The organism is Vibrio neonatus (assembly GCF_024346975.1).
GTDB classification, from domain to species: Bacteria; Pseudomonadota; Gammaproteobacteria; order Enterobacterales; family Vibrionaceae; genus Vibrio; species Vibrio neonatus.
Map to the genome: position 1 here is coordinate 159,906 of NZ_AP024885.1, position 23,135 is coordinate 183,040.

Genomic DNA, 23,135 nt, shown 5'->3' on the forward strand with positions numbered 1-23,135 from the left:
TTCGCAACTACTTATTAATGATATCTAGATACTCAGCAACGCCTTGGGCTACTGATTTAAAGGTGTGGTTGCAACCTGTCGCTCTTAGCTTAGTAAGATCGGCTTGGGTATATTCCTGATATGCACCTTTTAAGTGTTCTGGAAAAGGAATTGTTTCAATTTGTCCTTTTTGATGGTGTTTAATGACAGCTTTTGCCACTTCATCAAAAGATTCTGCATTGCCTGTACCTAAGTTAAAGATACCGGATACTTCATTTTCTAAGAACCAAAGGTTTACCGCAGCCACATCGCAAACATAAACAAAATCGCGTTTAAAGTGTTCGCTACCTGCAAACAGTTTTGGATTTTCGCCAGCATTTAATTGATTGTTCAAATGAAAGGTAACAGATGCCATTGAGCCTTTATGTTGCTCTCTAGGACCGTAGACATTGAAGTATCGAAAGCCGGTGATTTGCGACAGGGTTTCATTATGTGCTTTGGCGTCTGCAACGAGTCTGCGTACATAGTTATCAAACTGTTGTTTTGAGTAACCGTATACATTTAACGCACCTTCATATTGTTTTTCTTCAATAAAGGTGTCAGTTTCGCCATAGGTAGCCGCTGATGAAGCGTACAAAAATGGAATTTGTCGCTCTAGGCAGTAGTGAAGCAATTCTTTCGAATACTCATAGTTATTCAGCATCATATATTTGCCGTCCCACTCGGTAGTTGCTGAGCAAGCACCTTCATGGAAGACTGCATCGATAGGGCCAAAATCGTCACCGGCCATAATCTGAGTCAGGAAATCATCACGATCCATATAGTCTGTGATATCAAGATCAACCAGATTGACAAACTTTTTGCCATTTTTAAGGTTATCAACAACCAAAATATCGTTTATGCCTCTATCGTTTAGGGCCTTCACAATATTGCTGCCAATCATTCCAGCACCACCGGTTACTATGATCATTTTGTATTTTCCTTCAAATTCAACTATTCCTGAGTATAACAAGGAACTAAAATCTAGGGAATTAAAGCTCGATTTATGAGAAACTTAAATTCAATGCAGATGATCAATAGCCTAGATTATTGATGTTGATTATTACTCCCGTAGAAACGATAAGATAAAGTTATAGAGGAATGAACTTGAATCAATCTAACCACCCGACATCATCCAATCAGCAGCCTGCAATGGATGCTTATTACCAAGATGATGAAATCGATCTTCGTGATTTGTTTGTAGCGCTCTGGAAGGGCAAGTTTCTAATTATTATTTCTACCTTTATCTTTGCTTGCGTAGCTGTTGTGTATGCACTGAATGCGCAAGAGTGGTGGAGTTCTAAAGCGAGAATTGTCGAGCCTCAAGTCAATGATTTTGCGATTTATCGCCAACAAGTAAAATCCTTCCAGCCAATTTTTGATACTTATCAAGATGACGGCACTGTGCGCATTAGTAAGGAGTTGGATAACTTGGTTAATCCAAGTCAGATTTTTGCGCAGTTCGTTCGTTCATTTAATGCCACTGCAAATAAGAAAACTTTCTTTGATAACAATGAAACGTTTTTAGCGTTTAAAGAGCAACTTGAGCAAGATGCTGATGCCGATACAGATGTGCAACAAAGACGTCTATATAGTGAGTGGTATCAGAAAATCTCCGCATCACCTACGGAGAAAGGGCATCGTGATGAATACAGATTATCATTGCAAGCTACGACTCAATTAGACAGCTATAAGCTGCTGAATGATTATGTCGCAATGATCGAAAAGAAAGTAAAAGCCGATGCATTTAGAAACTTACAAGCGACATTAGATGCTAAGCAAGTGCAGTTGCAGCAACAAAAAACCATTTTAGAGTCTCAAGCAAAGCAGGTTTTGAGTGTTGAGTTGCAAAGAGCTAAATATGCCTATGATATTGCAAAAGCTGCATCAGTGAACTCACCGCTTCAGAATCTAGGTGACCAAGAACTATTTGCCATAAACTTAGGGGCAAAAGCGATTAAAGCGAAAATAACGGCTCTTGAGAGCGTTAAAAACTTAGCTGTTATTGAGCCAAGACTGCAACAGATTGATGCCAAATTAGATTTATTGAGTAAGTTGTCTATTGATGAAAACATCGACTTTAAATCATATCGTTTTATTGAAGATGTAGAACAACCGATTAATCGTGATGCACCGAAACGAGCTCTGATTGCGGTATTAGGTGTTCTGTTTGGCGGCATGTTTGGGGTGGGTATTGTTCTAGTCCGTTTTGCCTTTGGCCGCAAAGAAGATAATTAATTTAAGAGAAAAAAGCATGAAAATAGCTATCGCAGGAACAGGCTACGTAGGCTTGTCAAACTCAGTGTTGCTAGCGCAGCACAATGAAGTGGTTGCAGTGGATATCATCCCTGAGAAGGTTGAGTTGCTAAACAAGAAAAAATCCCCAATTGCTGATGTAGAGATAGAGCAGTTTCTTGCTGAAAAAGAGCTGAACTTTGTAGCGACGTTGGATAAAGAACTGGCATACAAAGACGCTAAGTTTGTCGTAATTGCGACGCCAACTGACTACGACCCACAAACGAATTATTTCAATACTTCGTCAGTCGAAGCTGTCATTAAAGATGTCATGGCGATTAATCCGCAAGCGGTCATGGTGATTAAGTCAACAGTCCCTGTGGGCTATACTGCTCGCATTAAGCAAGAGTTTGGCTGTGACAATATTATCTTCTCACCAGAATTTCTGCGTGAAGGCCGAGCTTTGTACGATAACTTGTACCCATCTCGTATTATCGTTGGTGAGCGCAGTGAACGTGCTGAAACCTTTGCGGGCCTATTGGTTGAAGGTGCGCAAAAAGAGAATATCGATGTTTTGTTTACTGATTCAACAGAAGCCGAAGCTGTTAAGCTATTTTCTAATACGTATTTAGCATTGCGCGTAGCTTACTTTAATGAGTTGGATTCTTACGCTGAAGCTATTGGCCTAGATTCTCGTCAAATCATTGAAGGTGTAGGCTTAGACCCACGCATTGGTAATCACTACAATAACCCTTCTTTTGGTTACGGTGGTTATTGCTTACCTAAAGATACTAAGCAGTTACTAGCAAACTATCAGGAAGTGCCAAACAATATTATTGGCGCGATCGTTGATGCTAACCGTACTCGTAAAGATTTTATTGCCGATTCCATTATTAAGCGTAGCCCTAAAATTGTTGGGATTTACCGTTTGATCATGAAAGCGGGTTCCGATAACTTCCGTGCTTCTTCCATTCAAGGCATCATGAAACGCTTGAAAGCCAAAGGTATTGAAGTGGTTGTGTATGAACCTGTGTTGCAAGAAGAGCACTTCTTTAACTCACGTAATATTCGCGATCTAGAAGAGTTTAAAGCGGTGTCTGATGTGATTGTGTCTAACCGTATGGTTGAAGAGATCAAGGACGTAGCTGATAAAGTTTACACTCGTGATTTATTTGGCAGCGATTAATTGCTTTCGATATTAAATACAAGAAAAGGCGCTCATTTTGGGCGCCTTTTCTATTTTTGGTAGCCAACTTGAAGGATTTTGAGCTACAGAATAAAGCGACTCAAATCTTCATCTTCAACCAGCTTACCTAGTTTACTTTCAACATAGCTAGCATCAATTTTAAGTTCAGAGCCTGACTTTTCAGTGGCGTCATAAGAGATTTCATCCATTAGACGTTCCATCACTGTATATAAGCGACGTGCACCGATATTTTCTGTGGTTTCATTGACTTGCCATGCGGCTTCCGCGATATGCTTGATACCATCTTCGGTAAATTCTACGTTTACATCTTCGGTTTTTAGAAGGGCAACGTATTGCTCAGTCAAAGAGGCTCTAGGCTCGGTTAGAATGCGTTCAAAGTCGTGGCTTGAAAGTGCTTCTAGCTCTACACGGATTGGCAGGCGACCTTGTAATTCTGGGATAAGGTCAGAAGGCTTAGCTACTTGGAATGCGCCCGAGGCGATAAACAAGATATGGTCAGTTTTCACCATGCCGTGTTTGGTCGATACTGTGCTTCCTTCAATCAGTGGCAACAAGTCACGTTGCACACCTTCACGAGATACGTCAGGGCCTGAGCTTTCACCGCGTTTACAGATTTTATCAAACTCATCGATGAAAACGATGCCGTTGTTTTCAACGTTGAAGATAGCGTCTTCTTTAAGCTCTTCTTGGTTGACTAACTTAGCCGCTTCTTCTTCAACTAGCGCTTTGAATGCTTCTTTAATTTTCAGCTTACGGCTTTTCTTAGTATTACCGGCAAGGTTTTGGAACATACCTTGTAACTGGTTCGTCATCTCTTCCATGCCAGGAGGAGACATGATTTCTACGCCCATTTGTGGCGCAGCAACTTCGATATCAATTTCTTTGTCGTCCAGTTTGCCTTCACGCAGTTTTTTACGGAAGATTTGACGAGTATTTGAGCTGTTATCTTGTGGCTTTTCGTTTTCACCCCATGCATCACGCGCCGGTGGCAATAAGGCATCGAGAATGCGTTCTTCGGCTTGTTCTTCAGCGCGGAACTTCACTTTTTCTGTCGCTTGTTGGTGAGTCATCTTCACTGCAACTTCGGTCAAGTCGCGAATGATGGTTTCGACTTCTTTACCTACATAGCCCACTTCAGTGAACTTAGTCGCTTCCACTTTCATGAAAGGTGCGTTGGCCAGTTTTGCCAGACGGCGAGCAATCTCTGTTTTACCGACACCAGTTGGGCCGATCATTAGGATATTTTTGGGTGTTACTTCAGCGCGCAAATCTTCGTCTAATTGCATGCGGCGCCAGCGGTTACGCAGGGCAATAGCTACAGAACGCTTGGCATTGTCTTGACCGATGATGTGTCGGTTAAGTTCATGTACGATTTCACGAGGAGTCATCTCAGACATATTAATTCCTTAGTACTCAAGTTCATCAATAGTGTGATGATGGTTAGTAAATACACAGATGTCGCCTGCGATCTTGAGAGCTTTTTCTGCAATCTCTCTTGCGTCTAGATCTGTATTTTCCAGTAATGCGGTTGCGGCTGCTTGAGCAAAGTTACCACCAGAGCCAATAGCAACAAGGTCGTGTTCTGGTTGAACAACATCGCCATTACCGGTAATGATGAAAGAGGCGGTGTCATCGGCTACCACAAGCAGTGCTTCTAGGCGACGCAGGGCGCGGTCGCTACGCCAATCTTTAGCCAGCTCTACAGCGGCGCGAGTCAGGTGGCCTTGGTGCATTTGCAGCTTGCTTTCTAGTCGCTCAAATAGGGTGAATGCGTCAGCGGTACCGCCAGCAAAACCAGCAAGTACTTTGTCGTTGTAGAGTCGGCGAACTTTCTGTGCGTTGCCTTTCATTACAGTGTTGCCTAGAGAAACTTGTCCATCACCAGCGATGACGACTTTATTGTTTCGGCGTACGGATACTATGGTAGTCACGAGGTTTCCTTCTAATTTTAATTTCACCAGTGAGATTAAAATGAAGTGGGGACGGACGTGGGGAAATTCAAGGTGATGGTAGAGAGGAGTGTTGGCTTATAGAAAATCTAATCAAAGCAAATCAAAAAAACAGCCTTGGTTAAAATGTTAACCAAGGCTGTTAGATTAGTAACCGGGATCTTTTTGGATCATACAAGGTTCAATTTTGGCACGTTGCAGTTTGTGCATATCTCGCACGGCATCACGTTTACGAGGGTAAGGCCCGAGAATGACACGATGATAATGACTTCCCGGCTTTTGTCGTATTCCGCTTTTGATACCTTGAAAAGCAATATCTACTTTGCGCGACTTTGCTTGCGCAAGCGTGCGGTAAGCGCCACATTGCATTATATAAGGTACTTTAGGTAGCTTCTCTTCTTTGGCGACGACTTTAATTTCACGCTCAGGCAATGTTTTCACATATTCCCACTGCTCTTCTGGAGGAGGAGGCAGGTTTTCTGCGCTCTTATTCGTCGTTGATGCCTCTTTTGCTGTTAGGTCAACGTCTACGGGCTGTTGTTGAGGTTCAGGGGTTTTACTTAGGGAATATAACCCATAGCTAAATGCACCAATCAATGCGCCAGCAAAGACGATCATCTTCCAAGGTTTTTTGGATTGTTTTGATGGGGCTGGCTTACGCGTTTTTTTCGGTTGCGTACGGCCACCCTTTACATAGTCTTTTCTTGCCACTCGAATTAATCTATTCCATTGCTCACGTTTTCTATGGTAATGCAGAAAACGTTCAGATAACAGACCCTAATAACTTGGTGGTAGGGTACTTTGTCGAATGATCAGCTCTGTTTCTAATAGTCGTGAGTCAGAACTGATCTCGTTGCCACTTAGTATCTCAAACAACATTTGAGTGGCTTGATAGCCTATATCATAACGAGGTTGAGAGACGGTTGTAAGTGGAGGATCGCAGTATTCTGAGAACTCTATATTATCAAAGCCGATAAATGAAATATCTTGTGGGACTCTAAGCCCCATATTTTTGGCTTCTTTGATTGCACCAATGGCCATCATGTCATTGTGGCAAAAGATAGCGCTCGGTGGAGAACCGGCGTTCATAAGTTTACGCAGTGCGGCTGCGCCAGATTCAAAGCTAAAATCACCGCTAGCAGTGTTGCTTAGATCAATACTTAATCCAGCGCGACGTAATGCTTGTTGGAAACCTTGGCTACGGAAGCTAGACAGTGGTGCATTGCCAGGGCCACAGATCTCACCAATGCGTTTGTGTCCTAACTTAGCAAGATAGTTCACCGCCTGAAACGAGGCTGTAAGGTTGTCGATATGAACAGTCGGCAGTTCTAATTCAGGGGCGTATTCACACGCCATCACCATTGGCGGCAGATTTTTTTGCTCAGCGATACTGGCATCGATAGGTAAGTCGGTACCGAGCAGAATCAACCCATCAGCCTGTTTTGAATACACCAAGTTAACTAATGAATTATCACGGCATTTTTGTTGTGAACTGTCACCATGCAATACAAGGTAGCCTTGCTTTGAGGCCGCTTCTTCTATGCCACGAATAATTTCAGAAAAGTAAGGGTCACAAAGATCAGGGACGATAACGACGAGAGTTTTCGATTCATTACGCTTCATGCTGCGCATGATAGTGCTAGGGCAATAGCCAGATTCAATGACCGCATCTTCTACTCGTTTGCGAGTGGAAGAGGAGACTTTTTCCGGGTTCATTAATGCCCTTGATACTGTTGCTGTTGATACTCCTGCAAGTCCAGCAACATCCTTCATCGTCGCCATAGTACGTCGTCCTCTATGAAATTTAGCGAGTGTTTGATTCAATCCATGACGCAAACTTATTTCAACTGCCTAAGCTTAATTGCGAGTGAAAAATAAGTTTAACGAGTTTTCGTTAAACAGTTTAAGGGACATGTAGCAAAATTGCACAACTTACTGTGAAGTGACTCGCATTTTGTCATATGCGTGTGGTTTAACTTAAGTCGATTGGCTCTACATCTATGTTCCAACGGACTTTTTTTGCGTTTGGCAACATATCTAACGCCGGTTTTGCGCTCAAAAGTAGCTTTTGCATGGTTGAACGTAGTTGGCACTGCAAAATAAGTTGCCAACGAGATTTTCCAGCTCGTTTTGCCATCGGCGCTGGTGTTGGGCCAAGTACCCAACATTGTTCATCAAACAAAGGGTGAGCTTCTAAGGTTTGCCTTACTTGCCTTAAAAAATCTTCCGCGAGTTGCGAATTATTCGATTCAGCTCGAAACAAAGACAGGCTGGCATAGGGAGGCAATTGTGCCACTCTACGTTCCATTAAGGCGCTTTGGGCAAACTCTGGATAGCCTTTGTGTAATAAAGCTTGTAGCAGTGAATGCTCTGGGTGATGAGTTTGTAGCACCACGTGTCCAGGCTTACTGGCGCGTCCCGCACGTCCTGCCACCTGAATAAACAATTGCGCTAGCTTTTCTGAAGCCCGAAAATCACTGCTATATAATGATGAATCCACATCAAGTAAAGCCACTAACGTCACGTCTGGAAAGTGATGCCCTTTAGCAAGCATTTGTGTACCAATCAGAATTTGATACTCACCATTACGAATGGATTCTAATGCACTCTCTAGACTGCCTTTACGGCGCGTATTGTCTCGGTCAATACGAATGGTTTTAAACTCTGGAAATAAGGTTTCTAAGTGCGCTTCAAGCTGTTCTGTACCAACCCCGACGGTCACTAAATGAGTTGAACCGCAGCTATGGCATTGATGAACAACGGGTTTTTGTGAGCCACAGTGATGGCAGCGCATCTCACTGCTTCCTTGGTGGAAGGTATAGTAAGCGTCACATCGAGCACATTCGGCAATCCAGCCACACTCGTGGCACATTAATGCGGGAGAGAAACCGCGGCGATTTAGAAACAGCATCACCTGATTGCCTTGTTGCAGGTGTTTACGCATTTGCGCAATCAGCGGCGCGCTCAAACCACTTTCTAGATATAAGCCTTTTACATCAATCACGCTGTTTTTGGTCGGGCTAGCGCCGCCAGCACGTTCAGTCAGTTTAAGATGCAGGTATTTTCCTGAAAGGGCATTATTTAAGGTTTCTAGAGATGGTGTGGCCGAGCCTAAAACAACCGGCACGCTTTCTGAGTGGGCGCGCATTATTGCGATGTCTCTAGCGTGATAGCGTAGGCTATCTTGCTGTTTATAAGAAGAGTCATGCTCTTCATCGACAATGACAATGCCAAGGTTGGCAAAGGGGGTCAGTAATGCCGAGCGAGTACCAATCAGGATGCCGCATTCTTTATTTTTGGCGGCCAGCCATGCATTTAGGCGTTCACTGTCATTAAGACCTGAGTGAATGGTCTCAATAGGCACGTTAAAGCGTCGTTTAAATCGGTTGATGGTTTGTGGCGTTAAGCCTATTTCGGGAACTAAGACTAACGCTTGCTTACCCTGCTGGATGACCGACTCTATAAGTTGAAGATAAACCTCGGTTTTACCTGAACCTGTAACTCCATCAAGAAGCGCACATTCATAACCTTCAATGTGGTTGACTGTGACTACGGCCAGCATTTGTTCATGGTTGAGTTGACGCTTGTCGTCTTCATTAATGAGCTCAGCTGGCCACTGGTCATTGATTTCAATACTTTCTGAGCAAACTACCCATTGTTTCTGCTCTAAAGTTTTTAAAACAGAGCTAGAGATATCTAAAGTGGCAAGTTCATGTTGAGCCAGTGCCCCATATTGCAAAGCATGCATCACTTTAGCTTGCTGAACTGCTCGTCCAAAGCCCTGCATTAACTGGTTACGACCAGCATCGGTGAGTTGCCATATTTTCTGTGGCTGCTTATGTGCTGGTTTACCTTTGCGCAGAGCGCCAGGCATAGCCCCATTTAATGTTTCACCGAGTGGATATTGGTAAAATCGGCTAGCCCAATGAATCAGTTTATAAAGTTTATCTGGCCATATAGGCTCAACATCAAGCACTGTCATTAAAGGCTTGAGCTTATTGATATCGTATTCTGATTGATGGGTGAGGGCAGTGATAACGCCAAGTCGCTTATTTGGCCCAAACGGCACCCATACACGCACACCCACAACAGGAAATAAGTGTGACGGGATGAGGTATTCAAATTCTTTATCTAGAGGTACGGGCAGGGCAACTCTAGCAATTGTTGGGCGCATGGGATCTCTTTGATGTTTCTGCAATCAGATAATTACACAGATGATGATACTAGAAAAAGGGCAAGGAGATGATGAAAAATATTGACCTCCTAGCCAAGTGTTGTCTCGCATATGGCTATATATAGGAATATTATGGTGAATGTGGCGAAAAAAGGGACAAATCAGTTGATCCTTAAAGACTAATTCATTACTATACTGCGCCTTGAAGATGCTGTATTACGCGGTGTCACTGTTAGAAACTACGTGTGGTGTCCAACCTTAGATTTGGATAGCGACGCGGCCTATAAATGAGGTTTTCCCATGAAACCAGGTATCCATCCTGAATACAAATCTGTAACAGCTAACTGCTCTTGCGGAAATACTTTTGAGTTCAACTCAACTCTAGCTAAAGAATCTATCCACCTAGACGTATGTGACAAATGTCACCCGTTCTACACTGGTAAGCAACGTATCGTTGATACTGGCGGCCGTGTTGATCGCTTTAACAAGCGTTTCGGTGCTCTTTCTTCTAAGAAATAATCTTAGTCGTAAAGATACAGAAAAAAGGTCGCCTAGGCGGCCTTTTTTGATCCCATAACAAAGTGACTTTCCTGCCTATTTACCTTCATTTTTATCCTGCAATCTAAGCTATTGTCTTTTTTACACTGGTTACTTTGTAGTACATTGCCTGTTTTTTATTTACAATCAAAAATTATTTACTTTCTCCTAATATCCACGAAGGGATGCTCTTTGATGTCAGATGACCAACCAATAAATGATTTCCGCCAACAAGCTCTCGATTACCACGAGTTTCCTAAACCAGGAAAAATAGCTGTTGAATTAACGACCCCTGCTGATTCAGTTCATGATCTTGCGCTAGCGTATAGCCCAGGTGTTGCAGAGCCAGTACGTGAAATCGCCCAAAATGCTGATAATGTTTACAAGTACACAGCCAAAGGGAATATGGTTGCGGTTATTTCAAACGGCACGGCTATCTTGGGGTTAGGTAACTTAGGGCCAATGGCTTCTAAGCCGGTTATGGAAGGTAAAGCGTTATTGTTTAAACGCTTTGCCGGTTTGGACTCTATTGATATTGAAGTAAAGCACCGCACTATTGATGAGTTCATCGATACCGTGGCGGCGATTGCCGATACTTTTGGCGGAATTAACCTAGAAGATATTAAAGCGCCAGATTGTTTTGAGATTGAAAGTCGTCTTATCGAACGATGTGATGTGCCGGTATTTCACGATGATCAGCACGGCACCGCGATTGTGACCGCTGCCGGCATGCTTAACGCGATAGAGCTACAAGGAAAACAACTGTGTGACTCTACTATCGTATGTTTAGGCGCTGGTGCTGCAGCAGTTGCGTGTATGGAGCTACTCATTAAATGTGGCGCACAGCGTGAAAAAATCTACATGCTAGATCGTAAAGGCGTTATTCATACTCGCCGTGACGATCTTAACGAATACAAACAGCTGTTTGCCAACAATACCGACAAACGTACCCTAGAAGATGTGATTGAAGGCGCGGATCTGTTCCTTGGTGTGTCTGGCCCTAACTTGCTGTCACCAGAGGCATTGGCCTTGATGGCGGACAAACCCGTGGTGTTTGCCTGTTCTAACCCTGATCCTGAAATTAAACCAGAGCGTGCTCATGAAGTGCGTAGTGATTTGATTATGGGCACGGGACGTTCTGATTATCCAAACCAAGTGAACAACGTTATTTGTTTCCCATTTATCTTCCGTGGCGCTTTAGATGTGAGAGCCAGCGAGATTAATATTGAAATGAAATTAGCGGCGGTGGAAGCGATTCGCCAGTTAGCAAAAGAGCCAGTGCCAGAAGAAGTGATGAAGGCGGCTGGAGTAACATCATTAGAGTTTGGTAATGGCTATATTATCCCTAAACCAATGGACCCACGCTTGTTGCCTCGCGTAGCAAGAGCGGTAGCAGAAGCTGCGGTTGCTTCTGGCGTTGCTCGCATAGAGCTTCCAGAAAACTATATGCAGAGCTAATAGCAGAATGCAGGGTTAATAACCGAAAGTGAAAAAGGGGCTAGAGTGTGATCACTCTAGCCCCTTTTTTTATGAGTTAAATCTGAGCGTTGTGCTAATTTAGTACTAGTGTTAGTCGTCGAAGACTTCTAATTCAATACCGAGATCAGACATAATTTTTTTTGCTTCAGTTGGAATTTCATCTGGGCAATCTTTTCGCAGATCTTCGTCGGTAGGGAGTGGTTGGCCAGTATAAGCGTGTAAGAAAGCTTCACATAAAAGCTCACTGTTGGTTGCATGGCGGAGGTTGTTTACCTGACGACGTGTTCGCTCATCAGTTAGAATTTTGAGAACCTTAAGTGGAATAGACACAGTGATCTTTTTGACTTGAGTGCTTTTTTTACCGTGTTCAGCATATGGGCTGATGTATTCGCCATTCCAGTCTGCCATTGGAAACCTTTATTACTTAGTTTTAAGAAGTTAATTTCCAATTCTAGCGATATTTACTGCTATATGTAAAGGCATTTAGACGTCTAGATGTGTTGAAGTCTAATACTGATCACGGTAATCTAGTATTAGATTCAGATTAATTTGATTGGTTACAAACTCCACCAGTCACTGCCAAAGGAAGGACAAGAAAATGAGCAGTAAACATAAGTCATCGACCATTGCCGTACGCACCGGTATAGAGTCTGATACCCAGCACCATGCTGTTGTTCCCCCTATTTACCTGTCCACAAACTATGGTTTTCCTTCATTTGGAGATGTACCAAAGTATGATTACACCCGCTCTGGAAACCCCAATCGTGGGCTTTTAGAGACGGCACTGTTTGAGTTGGAGTCAGGTAAAGGCGCTGTTGTTACCAACTGTGGTACATCAGCACTTAATTTATGGGTTTCGGCATTTTTAAGCCCAGACGATTTAATTATTGCGCCTCACGATTGTTATGGCGGTACTTACCGTTTATTTAACACTCGTGCGCAAAAAGGTGACTTTAAAGTCGAGTTTGTCGATCAATCAGATGATCAAGCCCTTGCTGCAGCGATTGCCAAAAAGCCAAAACTGATTCTTATTGAAACGCCATCGAACCCATTGGTGCGAGTAGTGGATATAGAGAAAGTGTGTCAGCAAGCGGCGGCTGTGGGTGCGTTAGTGGGCGTCGACAATACATTTCTAACCCCAATTTACCAAAGACCACTAGAGCTGGGTGCTGATTTTGTTATCCACTCCACCACTAAATACATTAATGGTCATTCAGATGTGATTGGCGGAGTAGTGATCACTAAAACCGAACAGCATGCTGAAGAACTTGGCTGGTGGGGCAACTGTATTGGTGCGACGGGTACACCTTTTGATAGCTACATGACACTGCGCGGCATTCGCACTTTAGGTGCACGTATGCGCGTGCATGAAGAAAGCTCACAAGTTATTTTAAACTTCCTACAATCTCAAAAGCGTGTGAAAACTATTTATCACCCAAGCTTGCCAGATCATCCAGGCCATGACATTGCTAAGCGTCAGCAGTCAGGTTTTGGCAGCATGCTTAGCTTTGAGTTTGATGGCGATTTAGAGCAGCTAAAAACCTTTATTAACAGTTTAAAACTATTCTCTTTGGCAGAATCATTGGGTGGGGTTGAGAGCTTGATTTGTCACCCTGCGACTATGACTCATAGAGCTATGGGTGAAAAAGCATTGGCTGAGGCTGGTGTGTCTAATTTCTTATTACGTCTGTCTGTTGGGCTAGAAGATAGTGACGATCTTATTGATGATCTTGCCCAAGCATTTGATTCGGTCGAGGGTTAATTATGAACAACGCAACGCAACTGCATAAGTTTGGTGGTAGTAGTCTGGCAAATGCAGAATGCTTTGATCGCGTAGCCAATATTTTGGCGGAGTACTCCAACGCGAGTGATTTAGTGATTGTTTCTGCTGCCGGTTCAACGACCAACAATTTGTTGCGCTGGTTAGCGGCTTTAGAAAAAGATGGACGTATTGCGCATGAGATTTTACTTGAGCTAAGAAGCTATCAGAATCAATTGATTAGCGACTTGCTTCCTCAACAAACGGCGACGGCTTTGCAAGAGCAACTTAACCGAGAGTTTACCGCATTAAGTGCCTTAAATGCTCCGTTAAGCGAGCCACAAAAATCAGCGGTATTAGGTCATGGTGAAGTGTGGTCATCTCGCCTCCTTAGTGCGGTGCTTTGTGATAGAGATATGCCAAGTGCAGCTCTTGATTCTCGCGACTTCTTACGTGCAGAAGCAGGCACTCAGCCAGAAATCGATCGCAACCTTTCTTGGCCACTATTGAAATCAGTGTTAGCTCAGCATCCTCAAAAACGCTTAGTGATTACTGGTTTTATGGCACATAACCAACAAGGAGAGACAGTACTTCTTGGACGTAATGGTTCGGATTATTCGGCGACCATAGTCGGTGCTCTGGCCGAAGTGGCTAAAGTTACCATTTGGAGTGATGTTGCAGGCGTATATAGCGCAGACCCGCGCATTGTTGAAGATGCTTGCTTACTGCCACTGCTTCGTCTTGATGAAGCCAGTGAATTGGCGCGTCTTGCCGCTCCTGTACTGCACAGCCGTACACTACAGCCCGTCGCCCAAAGTGCTATGGACTTAGAGTTGCGTTGCAGTCATCAACCAGAGTCAGGTTCAACGCGTATCGAACGTGTATTAGCTTCTGGTCGAGGCGCTAAAATAGTGACCTCATTAGATGATGTGAACTTGATTGAGCTGACTTTAAGCTCTGCACATGATTTTGAAAGTTTAGAGCCACAAGTGTTAGCTCTGCTGAATAAAGCACAGCTTGCGCCACTGGCCTATGAGTCACAATCAGATAAACACTGCTTACGTTTGGCTTATACCAGTGAACTATTGGCTGGTGCCTTAGCCTGCATTGAAGCGGCAAACTTTGATGTATCCGTGGCCGTGAAAAACGATTTATCCATGCTGGCTGCGGTAGGAGCTGGTGTGACTAACAATGCTAATCATTGTTTTGGTTTTTACCAAACACTGAAAAGCGTCAATGTTGAGTTCATGTTTGAAACCGAATCTGAGTTGAGCATTGTTGCCATAGTAAGAACCAGCGCAATTCCGTCACTGCTTAAAGTGCTGCATAACCAGCTGTTCCAAGCGCAAAAGCGTGTCGGCATTGTGTTGTGTGGTAAAGGTAATATTGGTTCGAATTGGTTGGAGCTATTTGCTACGCAAAAAGACCAGCTAGAAAAGCGTCGCGGCATGAGCTTTGACCTTATCGGGGTAATTGCGAGCCAGAGTTATTGGTTTGATGAAAATGGCATAGATGCCAGCAAGGTAAACAGCCAGTTCGCTGATAATGCGGTTAGTAACGAAGAAGATTGGCTACCGCTAATCAAGCGTCAATCAAGCTTTGATGAAATCATCGTATTGGATGTAACGGCTAGTCAGCAGGTGTCTGATCGCTACCTAGAGTTTGCTGAACATGGCATGCACTTAATCTCAGCAAATAAGCTGGCAGGTTCTGCGCCAAGTGAGTTTTACCATCAGGTGCAGGATGTATTTGCTAAAACAGGGCGTCACTGGCTGTATAACGCCACTGTGGGTGCTGGCTTGCCGGTAAACCACACAGTGAGAGACCTGCGAGAAAGCGGTGATGAAATCGTAGCACTCTCTGGAATCTTCTCAGGCACCTTGTCATGGCTGTTCCAACAGTATGATGGCTCTATTCCATTTAGTGAGTTGGTTGACCTAGCTTGGCAACAAGGGCTAACAGAGCCTGATCCTAGAGCCGATTTAGACGGCACCGATGTGATGCGTAAATTAGTGATTTTGGCACGTGAATCAGGTTTAGAACTGGAACCTGAAGGGGTGAAGGTTGAATCTTTAGTTCCCGAGGGTTTATTGGCTTTATCTGTGGATGAATTCTTCCAGCAGGCTAACGTGTTGAACGAAGCGCTAGCAGAGCGCTTAGATAAAGCACAAAGCGAAGGAAAGGTTTTACGATACATTGCACGTCTTTCAAAAGAAGGAGAGGCGACAGTGGGCGTAGAGGCGCTTGAAGCGCACCACTCTTTGGCTAACTTACTGCCTTGTGACAATATTTTTGCTATTGAGAGTAAGTGGTACAAAGATAACCCATTGGTTATACGTGGCCCTGGTGCGGGTCGAGAAGTCACGGCAGGCGCCTTGCAGTCTGATCTTAATCGCTTATCTAGTCTATTATAATTCTTATCTAAAGCATCCAACGTGTCCGCGTTGGATGCTTCTTATCTAAAAAGACTCAACTTTTGTACGAATTTTTGTTGACATCCCTCTCATAAATTTACATTATCTAGACATATAGACGTCTAAACGTTCAAAACTATGTGATTGTGCTGATGCACAGGGAGAAGAAATATGGGTTACACACACGCAAGCCACATTGATGCACTCAATCAAAACGTCGCTGAGCTTTCTGATAATATCAATGTCTCTTTCGAGTTCTTCCCTCCTAGCAGTGAAAAAATGGAGGAGACCCTTTGGAACTCTGTACATCGCTTAAAAACGTTAAAGCCTAAATTCGTCTCTGTGACCTACGGTGCTAACTCAGGTGAGCGAGATCGTACTCACTCAATCATCAAAGAAATCAAAAGCCAAACCAACCTAATTGCGGCGCCGCATTTAACTTGTATCGATGCTTCTCGTGATGAACTGATCACCATTGCCGATGATTATTGGAAGAATGGCATCGAGAGCATTGTGGCACTGCGTGGTGACATTCCGCCAAACGGTGGTACGCCAGATATGTACGCTTCTGATTTAGTTGAGTTACTAAAATCTCGCCATGACTTTGATATCTCGGTAGCCGCTTTTCCTGAAGTACACCCAGAAGCGAAAAGTGCGCAATCTGATTTATTAAACCTAAAACGTAAAGTTGATGCGGGCGCAAACCGCGCTATCACGCAGTTTTTCTTTGATGTTGAAAGCTACCTTCGCTTCCGTGACCGCTGTGCGGCAACGGGTATCGATGTCGAAATTATTCCGGGTATTTTGCCAGTGTCTAATTTCAAGCAAGCGTCTCGCTTTGCAGCGATGAATAACGTGAAAGTACCGGGATGGATGGCAAAACAGTTTGAAGGGTTGGATGATGATCCTTTGACACGCCAACTAGTCGGTGCCAGTCAGGCTATTGATATGGTGCGTATTTTAAGTCGTGAAGGGGTAAAGGATTTCCACTTCTATACTTTGAACCGTGCAGAAATGACGTACGCTTTGTGCCACACATTAGGTGTTCGCCCATAGTTCTCATCTGAGAATACATTGGTAGAGAGAGTGAATTTACGGAAAAGTATTGCTAGATAGGGATACGGTTAATAAGAATTTAACCAGCGTTGATATTGTTCTCTAAGCCAAATAAAACAAAGGACCCAGTGCATAAAAAGCTAGGTCCTTTTGTTTTTCTGTTAAGCAATCTCGCGTAACACTTCTTCCGCCCACTCATTCCAAGCTTCGCGAGTCAAAAGATTACGACGTAAGGTTAGTCGCTCAATTTTTTCTTTGTGGCTCAAAATGCGTGTATCAGCGTAATGCGTATCTTCGATTTCTTTGTAAAACTGAACCAGTTTACGTGAATCGCTTAGTGCAAGTTGCAGTTGGTCAGAAAAACCTTCAGCAGGCTGAACTTCACATGCATAAAGTTTAGCTGCAAACTCATCTCTCACTGTTGGGTGCGAAATAGGTTGTTCAAACCATTTAGCCAGTGCCTCACGGCCGCGCTCTGTGATTGAGTAAATCTTTTTATCAGGCTTGCCTGATTGAGGGAATAGCTGACAAGTAACGAGCTCGTTTTCTGCCAGTTTATTTAACTCACGGTAAACCTGTTGGTGGCTTGCTTTCCAAAAGTAGCCAATGCTATAAGAAAACTCTTTTGTAATGTCGTAACCGGTAGCATCTTTTGTGCTTAGTACGGTCAATATAACGTGTGGTAATGACATGTTGTTCTTCCAAATTACTGCATATAAAAAACAACGCACAGTTCAGACTCTAGTTGGTCATCATTGAAGAGTGCGAGCCACTCAAGAAGTTCATGAGTGCATGTATTACCTTTTAAGCCATTCTCACCCGACCATAATTTATTTTATTATGTCCAATAAATAGGGAATATTGTGTCTCGTTATTTTTATTGTGAAACCCAAGATCCCCTACCTATAAGCTAACAGTTTACTATCATTTTTTGGCGTTAGATTAACGAAAAATAAGTATTACAAAAACATGTTTACTGCTTTTTGTCTCATATTGCCAACTTGCTCAAAAAGCCTAACAAGTGCTGTTATCGGTTGGGTAAAATGCCGGATCTATCACTGTTTTATATTTTTGCGTGAGATAAGCCAAGGATACCGTGAGATAAGCTAAGGATACAAAAAAGCCCCAGCTCAATGAGCTAGGGCTTGAATGCTAAGCATGATAGACGCTTGTCGAGCTTAACCTGTGTTACGCATTCCTGCTGCAATACCAGCAATGGTAATCATCAGAGCTTCTTCCAGTTCAGGGTTATTCTCTTCTTTTTGTCTAGTACGCTTTAGAAGCTCTACTTGCAACATGTTCAATGGATCAACATAGATGTTGCGTAGACGTATGGACTCTAGACCCCATGGGTCACTTTGCATTAGGTTCTCGTTGTTCTCTACTTTTAGAACCGTTTGGATATCTTTTTGTAGTTGTCCACGAAGGTTCTCACCTAAACGCCATAGTGATGGGTCTGTAAGCTTCTCGTCGTACAGTTTAGAGATATCCATGCTGCACTTGTAGTACACCATTTCTAACATACCTAAGCGGGTAGAGAAGAACGGCCATTCACGACACATCTCTTCTAGTAATTCTAGATGACCTTGGTCAATTGAGTATTGAATCGCTTCACCCGCGCCAAGCCAAGCAGGAAGCACCAGACGGTTTTGGCTCCATGAGAAGATCCATGGGATAGCACGTAGGCTTTCTACGCCACCTTTCGGGTTACGCTTCGAAGGACGAGAGCCTAGCGGCAGTTTGCCTAGCTCAAGCTCAGGTGTAGCCGCGCGGAAGTAAGGAACAAAGTCCGCTTCACCGCGTACGACATTACGGTAAGACTCACAAGAAACCTGTGATAGCACTTCCATAAGGTCACGCCAATCTTGTTTTGGCTCTGGAGGCGGAAGCAGGTTAGCTTCTAAAATGGCGCTAGCGTACAAGTTCAGGCTGTTGACTGCCACTTGTGGTAGACCAAGTTTAAAGCGAATCATCTCACCTTGCTCAGTAACACGTAGGCCACCTTTCAAGCTTTTTGGTGGTTGAGACAACAATGCTGCGTGTGCAGGAGCGCCACCACGGCCGATAGTACCGCCACGACCATGGAACAAGGTCAGGTCGATATTTTCTGCTTCAGAGACTTTAACTAGCTTATCCATTGCGTCGTATTGCGCCCAGCCTGCAGACATTACGCCAGCATCTTTTGCTGAGTCAGAGTAGCCAATCATGACCATCTGTTCGCCTTGGATAAATCCGCGATACCAATCAATGCTATACAGCTGTTGCATGACGGCTTCTGAGTTATTTAAATCTTCTAGAGTTTCAAATAATGGACAAACGCCTAAACGGAATTTACAGCCCGCTTCACGTAGCAATAAGTGAACAGCAAGTACATCAGACGCTGTACGTGCCATTGAAATAACATAAGAACCAAAAGCTTCTTTAGGGTGAGCAGCAACAGTCTTACAGGTTTCAATCACCTCTTTAACCATTGGTGATGGTTCCCAGTTGTGTGGGATAAGAGGTCGATTATCGCTAAGCTCTTTAACTAGGAATGCAACTTTATCTTGTTCACTCCACTGGTCGTAATCACCTAGACCTAAGAAACGTGTTACTTCAGACAAAGCTTTCGAGTGCTCGGTGCTCTCTTGGCGAATGTCTAGTCGAACAAGGTGCACACCAAAACATTTAATGCGGCGAAGCGTATCAAGCAGTGAGCCTTCAGCAATCACACCCATACCGCACTCATGTAGAGAGGTGTAGATGGTATGTAGTGGGTGCCATAGTTGCTCAGCCGTTTCTAAGATGCTGACATTTGGAATAATATCGCCAGCCAGTCTTGCTGAAATCGATTTGCGCGTATTGTTAAGCAGAGTGCGCATTTCTTTTAGGATGCCACGATACGGTTCGTGACTATCACCCGCAAGTTCACGTACGGCTGCATTACACTCGATCATTGATAGCTCAGTGATTAGCTCTTCGATATCGGTGTAATATAGGTCAGCGGCTTTCCAGCGAGATAACCACAATACTTCTTGAGTAATGTTATGAGTGACAAACGGGTTACCGTCGCGGTCACCACCCATCCAAGAAGAGAAATGCACTGGGCGAGCATCGATAGGTAGAGGCTCATCTAGGTGAGTCGATACTCGTTCGTCTAACTCACGCAAGAAATCAGGTACTGCTTCCCAAAGCGAGTTTTCAACAACGGCAAAACCCCATTTAGCCTCATCAAGAGGAGTAGGGCGTTGCTGACGGATAACATCTGAGTGCCAGCTTTGAGCGATAAGTTGCTCTAGACGGCGCTCTGTTTTAATTCGTTCTGAGTGACCAATATCGCTAAGCTCTAGTTTAGATAAACAATCGTTTATCTTAAGTAGCTTGTTGATCATGGTACGACGAGAGATTTCGGTAGGGTGCGCAGTTAGCACTAATTCAATATTGAGGTTCTTGATTGCGTCCGATGCTTCTTTTTTAGAAATCTCTTTAGAATGAAGTTTACTAAAGAGAGTCTGAAGTACATCAGGTTCGCAAACATGCTCTTCGCAATGACGAGAAATTGTATGGTATTGATCGGCTATATTAGTCAGATTCAAAAATTGATTGAATGCGCGAGCGACTGGGATAAATTGCTCGTCCGGCAGGTTCTCAATCTCATGGATGAGAGCCTCTCTATCTTCTTGATGACCGCTACGAGCCGACTTAGACAACTTACGAAGAGTTTCAACTTTATTAAAAATCTCCTCTCCATGGGCGTCTTTAATGGTTCTGCCAAGTAGATTACCAAGCATCTTCACGTTACTGGTAAGTGCAGAATATTTCTTATTCATTTCATTGAGCCTCGTAATTAAATTACACACCTTTCCTTGAGTTAAGATCCAATCTATCCAAGAAAAGGGGTAAGAGTCAAACTTTGAACAAATTTGATTGAAAAACCAACGTTTGAATTGATTTGAATCATAATAGCTGACTCTAACAATTTGGATGTTGAAACTTAATTTCACTAATCGTTGAAATTAGCTCGCAAAACAGTATTGGTTAATCGATTTTTGTAAAATATTAATTGTTGGATTAATAAAATCTAGACTTAAAAATTCATCCGGCTGATGCGCTTGGTCAATAGAGCCCGGTCCCATCACCAAAGTCGGGCATAACTCTTGTAAATAAGGCGCTTCTGTACAGTAGTTGACCGTTTGTGATTCCGTATCGCAGATGAGTTGCATCTCTTGCACAAAGTGGTGATCGGCATGACATTCATAACCTGGAATTGGCGGATGCAGTGGTTTGACTTCAATTCGTCCGGGCCACTTTTGCATCACGGTCTGTAGATGCTCGTGCAGCAACTGATCTAGGCTCTCAAGGCTTAACCCTGGAAGCGGTCTAAGATCATAATGCAATTCACAACAGCCACAAATACGGTTGGCACTGTCACCACCGTGAATGTGCCCCAAATTCATAGTTGGGCTAGGGATGGCAAACCCAGGATGGTGGTAGTCTTTGATCAGCTGTTGTTTTAGGTGCATCAACGAATACATCACTTCATGCATGATTTCTATAGCATTTATCCCTAGCGCAGGATCTGATGAGTGCCCTGATTTGCCGGTAATACGAATAGCGTTTGCCATGTGTCCTTTGTGGCCACGTATCGGCACTAAATTGGTGGGCTCACCAATAATGCAGTAGTCAGGCTTAAAGGGAGCTTCTTTGGCAAAATGCTTAGCACCGAGCATGGTGGTTTCTTCATCACAAGTGGCAAGAACATACAAAGGCTTGTTTTGCGTGCTCCAATCAGTGCCGTTTTTTTGCATTTGTTTTACTGCATCTAAGATAAAAGCAAAGAAGCCTTTCATATCCGCAGTGCCTAAACCGTAATAGCGATTATCTGACAGAGTTAACTGATGAGGGTCAAAATTCCAACGACCTTGATCAAAGGGAACAGTATCCGTGTGTCCCGCAAGTAACAGTCCACCTTCACCATTGCCCAATTGCGCCATTAGGTTTAATTTTCCGGGCTCAACTTCTTCTGTAGTTACGGTAAAACCAAGGTCTTCAAACCAAGTGGCAAGTTTGGCAATAACTTGCGCGTTTCCCTGGTCCCATTTTGGGTCGGTAGAGCTGATGGAAGAAGTACTTATCAAGCCTTGATAAATATCAACAAATTTAGGTATAGGCATATTATCTTTGCATCCACTATTGACAGATAACTAATGAAAGGTTAAAACACATACTAAGTCACAAAGAATGAATAAAAAAGCAAAATAAGCCTTTTTAGTTACATTAATAATCAATTTTATAGAGTCGGCTGATGATTAACGAAAAACAACTTAAAGTAGCGATTATTGGAGCTAGCGGTTATACCGGCGCTGAACTTGCCAATATGGTACTTAAACATCCTAGTCTCACGCTATCAGGTTTGTATGTTTCAGCCAACAGTCTAGACGCAAATAAGCCTATTAGTCAGTTACATGGCAAGTTACTTGGTAAAATTGATATGCCACTGCTACCACTTAACGATGTGGATGCGGTCGCTCAGCAGGCTGATATTGTTTTCCTTGCTACTGCTCACCAAGTGAGTCACGACTTAGCGCCAGTATTTCTAAGCCATCATTGTCAGGTGTTTGACTTGTCTGGTGCATACCGAGTGCAAGGCGATGATTTCTACACTCAATACTACGGTTTTGAGCACGAACATTTAGCAGAACTTGAACAAGCCGTGTATGGCCTAGCAGAATGGAATAAAGAGCAGATTGCACAAACTGACCTAGTGGCTGTAGCAGGATGTTACCCAACTGCGTCGCAATTGGCGATTAAGCCAATTATTGAAGCGGGTTTATTAGATAGCAAGCAATGGCCGGTTATCAATGCAGTGAGTGGCGTTTCTGGCGCAGGTATCAAAGCCAGCAAAACCAATAGCTTTTGCGAAGTGAGCTTACAGGCGTATGGTGTATTTACTCACCGTCATCAACCTGAAATTGCTAATCATTTAGGACAAGAGGTGATCTTTACTCCTCACCTAGGTAATTTTAAACGCGGTATTTTAGCAACAATTACCCTCAAGCTAGCTGACAACGTGAGCGCAGAACAAGTAGAGCAAACCTTTATTGCAGCCTACAACGACGCTGAGTTAGTAAGGCTAAAGCATCAAGATATGCCTAAAATACAAGACGTGGAATACACACCATTCTGCGATATTGGTTGGAAAGTACAAGGTCAACATCTTATCGTCGTTTCTGCGATTGATAACCTATTGAAAGGGGCATCTGCGCAAGCAATGCAATGTTTGAATATTCGTAATCAATTCCCTGAAACAACAGCGTTGTTTTAAGTC

General features: G+C 43.5%; 18 protein-coding genes. 8 read left to right on the plus strand and 10 right to left on the minus strand.

Going from position 1 to position 23,135, the window contains the following annotated elements:
- Window positions 1–7 precede the first annotated feature (7 nt).
- The gene (gene rfaD / locus OCU38_RS00770; protein ID WP_261823423.1) at window positions 8–949 is read right to left on the minus strand and encodes an ADP-glyceromanno-heptose 6-epimerase; all 942 of its coding nucleotides are present in this window, start codon (window positions 947–949) and stop codon (window positions 8–10) included.
- A 170-nt stretch (window positions 950–1,119) separates the two neighbouring features.
- On the opposite strand from rfaD, the gene OCU38_RS00775 reads away from it, so the two are divergent.
- Window positions 1,120–2,256, plus strand: a complete 1,137-nt coding sequence (locus OCU38_RS00775) for an LPS O-antigen chain length determinant protein WzzB (RefSeq protein ID WP_261823424.1) — start codon at window positions 1,120–1,122, stop codon at window positions 2,254–2,256.
- Between the two features lie 16 nt (window positions 2,257–2,272).
- Window positions 2,273–3,439, plus strand: coding sequence for a nucleotide sugar dehydrogenase (locus OCU38_RS00780; RefSeq protein WP_261823425.1), 1,167 nt, complete (start codon window positions 2,273–2,275; stop codon window positions 3,437–3,439).
- Between the two features lie 83 nt (window positions 3,440–3,522).
- On the opposite strand, the gene hslU is transcribed toward OCU38_RS00780, so the two are convergent.
- The 5 genes from hslU to priA form a co-directional block, all read right to left on the minus strand.
- Window positions 3,523–4,857, minus strand: coding sequence for an HslU--HslV peptidase ATPase subunit (hslU, locus tag OCU38_RS00785; RefSeq protein ID WP_261823426.1), 1,335 nt, complete (start codon window positions 4,855–4,857; stop codon window positions 3,523–3,525).
- A 9-nt stretch (window positions 4,858–4,866) separates the two neighbouring features.
- On the minus strand, window positions 4,867–5,391 hold the full coding sequence (hslV, locus tag OCU38_RS00790; RefSeq protein WP_021714262.1) for an ATP-dependent protease subunit HslV: 525 nt from the start codon (window positions 5,389–5,391) through the stop codon (window positions 4,867–4,869).
- Window positions 5,392–5,556: 165 nt separating this feature from the next.
- On the minus strand, window positions 5,557–6,120 hold the full coding sequence (locus tag OCU38_RS00795) for an SPOR domain-containing protein (protein ID WP_261823427.1): 564 nt from the start codon (window positions 6,118–6,120) through the stop codon (window positions 5,557–5,559).
- Between the two features lie 66 nt (window positions 6,121–6,186).
- Complete coding sequence (gene cytR / locus OCU38_RS00800; protein WP_261823428.1) at window positions 6,187–7,191, minus strand: DNA-binding transcriptional regulator CytR; 1,005 nt, start codon at window positions 7,189–7,191, stop codon at window positions 6,187–6,189.
- A gap of 190 nt (window positions 7,192–7,381) precedes the next feature.
- Entirely contained in the window at window positions 7,382–9,583 is a 2,202-nt protein-coding gene (priA, locus tag OCU38_RS00805) for a primosomal protein N' (RefSeq protein WP_261823429.1), read from the minus strand.
- Between the two features lie 300 nt (window positions 9,584–9,883).
- Between priA and rpmE the strand changes: the two genes are divergently transcribed.
- Both rpmE and OCU38_RS00815 read left to right on the plus strand, forming a co-directional pair.
- Window positions 9,884–10,102 carry a 50S ribosomal protein L31 gene (gene rpmE / locus OCU38_RS00810; protein ID WP_021714266.1) on the plus strand — a complete coding sequence of 73 codons (219 nt, stop codon included), beginning with the start codon at window positions 9,884–9,886 and terminating at the stop codon, window positions 10,100–10,102.
- A gap of 213 nt (window positions 10,103–10,315) precedes the next feature.
- On the plus strand, window positions 10,316–11,578 hold the full coding sequence (locus tag OCU38_RS00815; RefSeq protein WP_023402420.1) for a malic enzyme-like NAD(P)-binding protein: 1,263 nt from the start codon (window positions 10,316–10,318) through the stop codon (window positions 11,576–11,578).
- A 111-nt stretch (window positions 11,579–11,689) separates the two neighbouring features.
- Here OCU38_RS00815 and metJ read toward each other — a convergent pair whose 3' ends face one another.
- Window positions 11,690–12,007, minus strand: a complete 318-nt coding sequence (metJ, locus tag OCU38_RS00820; RefSeq protein WP_021714268.1) for a met regulon transcriptional regulator MetJ — start codon at window positions 12,005–12,007, stop codon at window positions 11,690–11,692.
- A 190-nt stretch (window positions 12,008–12,197) separates the two neighbouring features.
- Between metJ and OCU38_RS00825 the strand changes: the two genes are divergently transcribed.
- From OCU38_RS00825 to metF, 3 genes are all read left to right on the plus strand, one after another.
- Complete coding sequence (locus OCU38_RS00825; protein ID WP_261823430.1) at window positions 12,198–13,361, plus strand: O-succinylhomoserine (thiol)-lyase; 1,164 nt, start codon at window positions 12,198–12,200, stop codon at window positions 13,359–13,361.
- 2 nt (window positions 13,362–13,363) lie between these two features.
- Window positions 13,364–15,772 (plus strand): bifunctional aspartate kinase/homoserine dehydrogenase II, encoded by a 2,409-nt coding sequence (locus OCU38_RS00830; protein WP_261823431.1) that lies wholly within the window; start codon window positions 13,364–13,366, stop codon window positions 15,770–15,772.
- A gap of 171 nt (window positions 15,773–15,943) precedes the next feature.
- Complete coding sequence (metF, locus tag OCU38_RS00835; protein ID WP_261823432.1) at window positions 15,944–16,828, plus strand: methylenetetrahydrofolate reductase; 885 nt, start codon at window positions 15,944–15,946, stop codon at window positions 16,826–16,828.
- Window positions 16,829–16,989: 161 nt separating this feature from the next.
- Here metF and OCU38_RS00840 read toward each other — a convergent pair whose 3' ends face one another.
- From OCU38_RS00840 to argE, 3 genes are all read right to left on the minus strand, one after another.
- Window positions 16,990–17,520, minus strand: a complete 531-nt coding sequence (locus tag OCU38_RS00840) for a PadR family transcriptional regulator (RefSeq protein ID WP_261823433.1) — start codon at window positions 17,518–17,520, stop codon at window positions 16,990–16,992.
- Window positions 17,521–18,006: 486 nt separating this feature from the next.
- Window positions 18,007–20,637, minus strand: coding sequence for a phosphoenolpyruvate carboxylase (gene ppc / locus OCU38_RS00845; RefSeq protein ID WP_261823434.1), 2,631 nt, complete (start codon window positions 20,635–20,637; stop codon window positions 18,007–18,009).
- Between the two features lie 186 nt (window positions 20,638–20,823).
- The gene (gene argE / locus OCU38_RS00850; RefSeq protein WP_261823435.1) at window positions 20,824–21,981 is read right to left on the minus strand and encodes an acetylornithine deacetylase; all 1,158 of its coding nucleotides are present in this window, start codon (window positions 21,979–21,981) and stop codon (window positions 20,824–20,826) included.
- 131 nt (window positions 21,982–22,112) lie between these two features.
- Between argE and argC the strand changes: the two genes are divergently transcribed.
- Window positions 22,113–23,132 (plus strand): N-acetyl-gamma-glutamyl-phosphate reductase, encoded by a 1,020-nt coding sequence (argC, locus tag OCU38_RS00855; protein WP_261823436.1) that lies wholly within the window; start codon window positions 22,113–22,115, stop codon window positions 23,130–23,132.
- The last annotated feature ends 3 nt before the right edge of the window (window positions 23,133–23,135 follow it).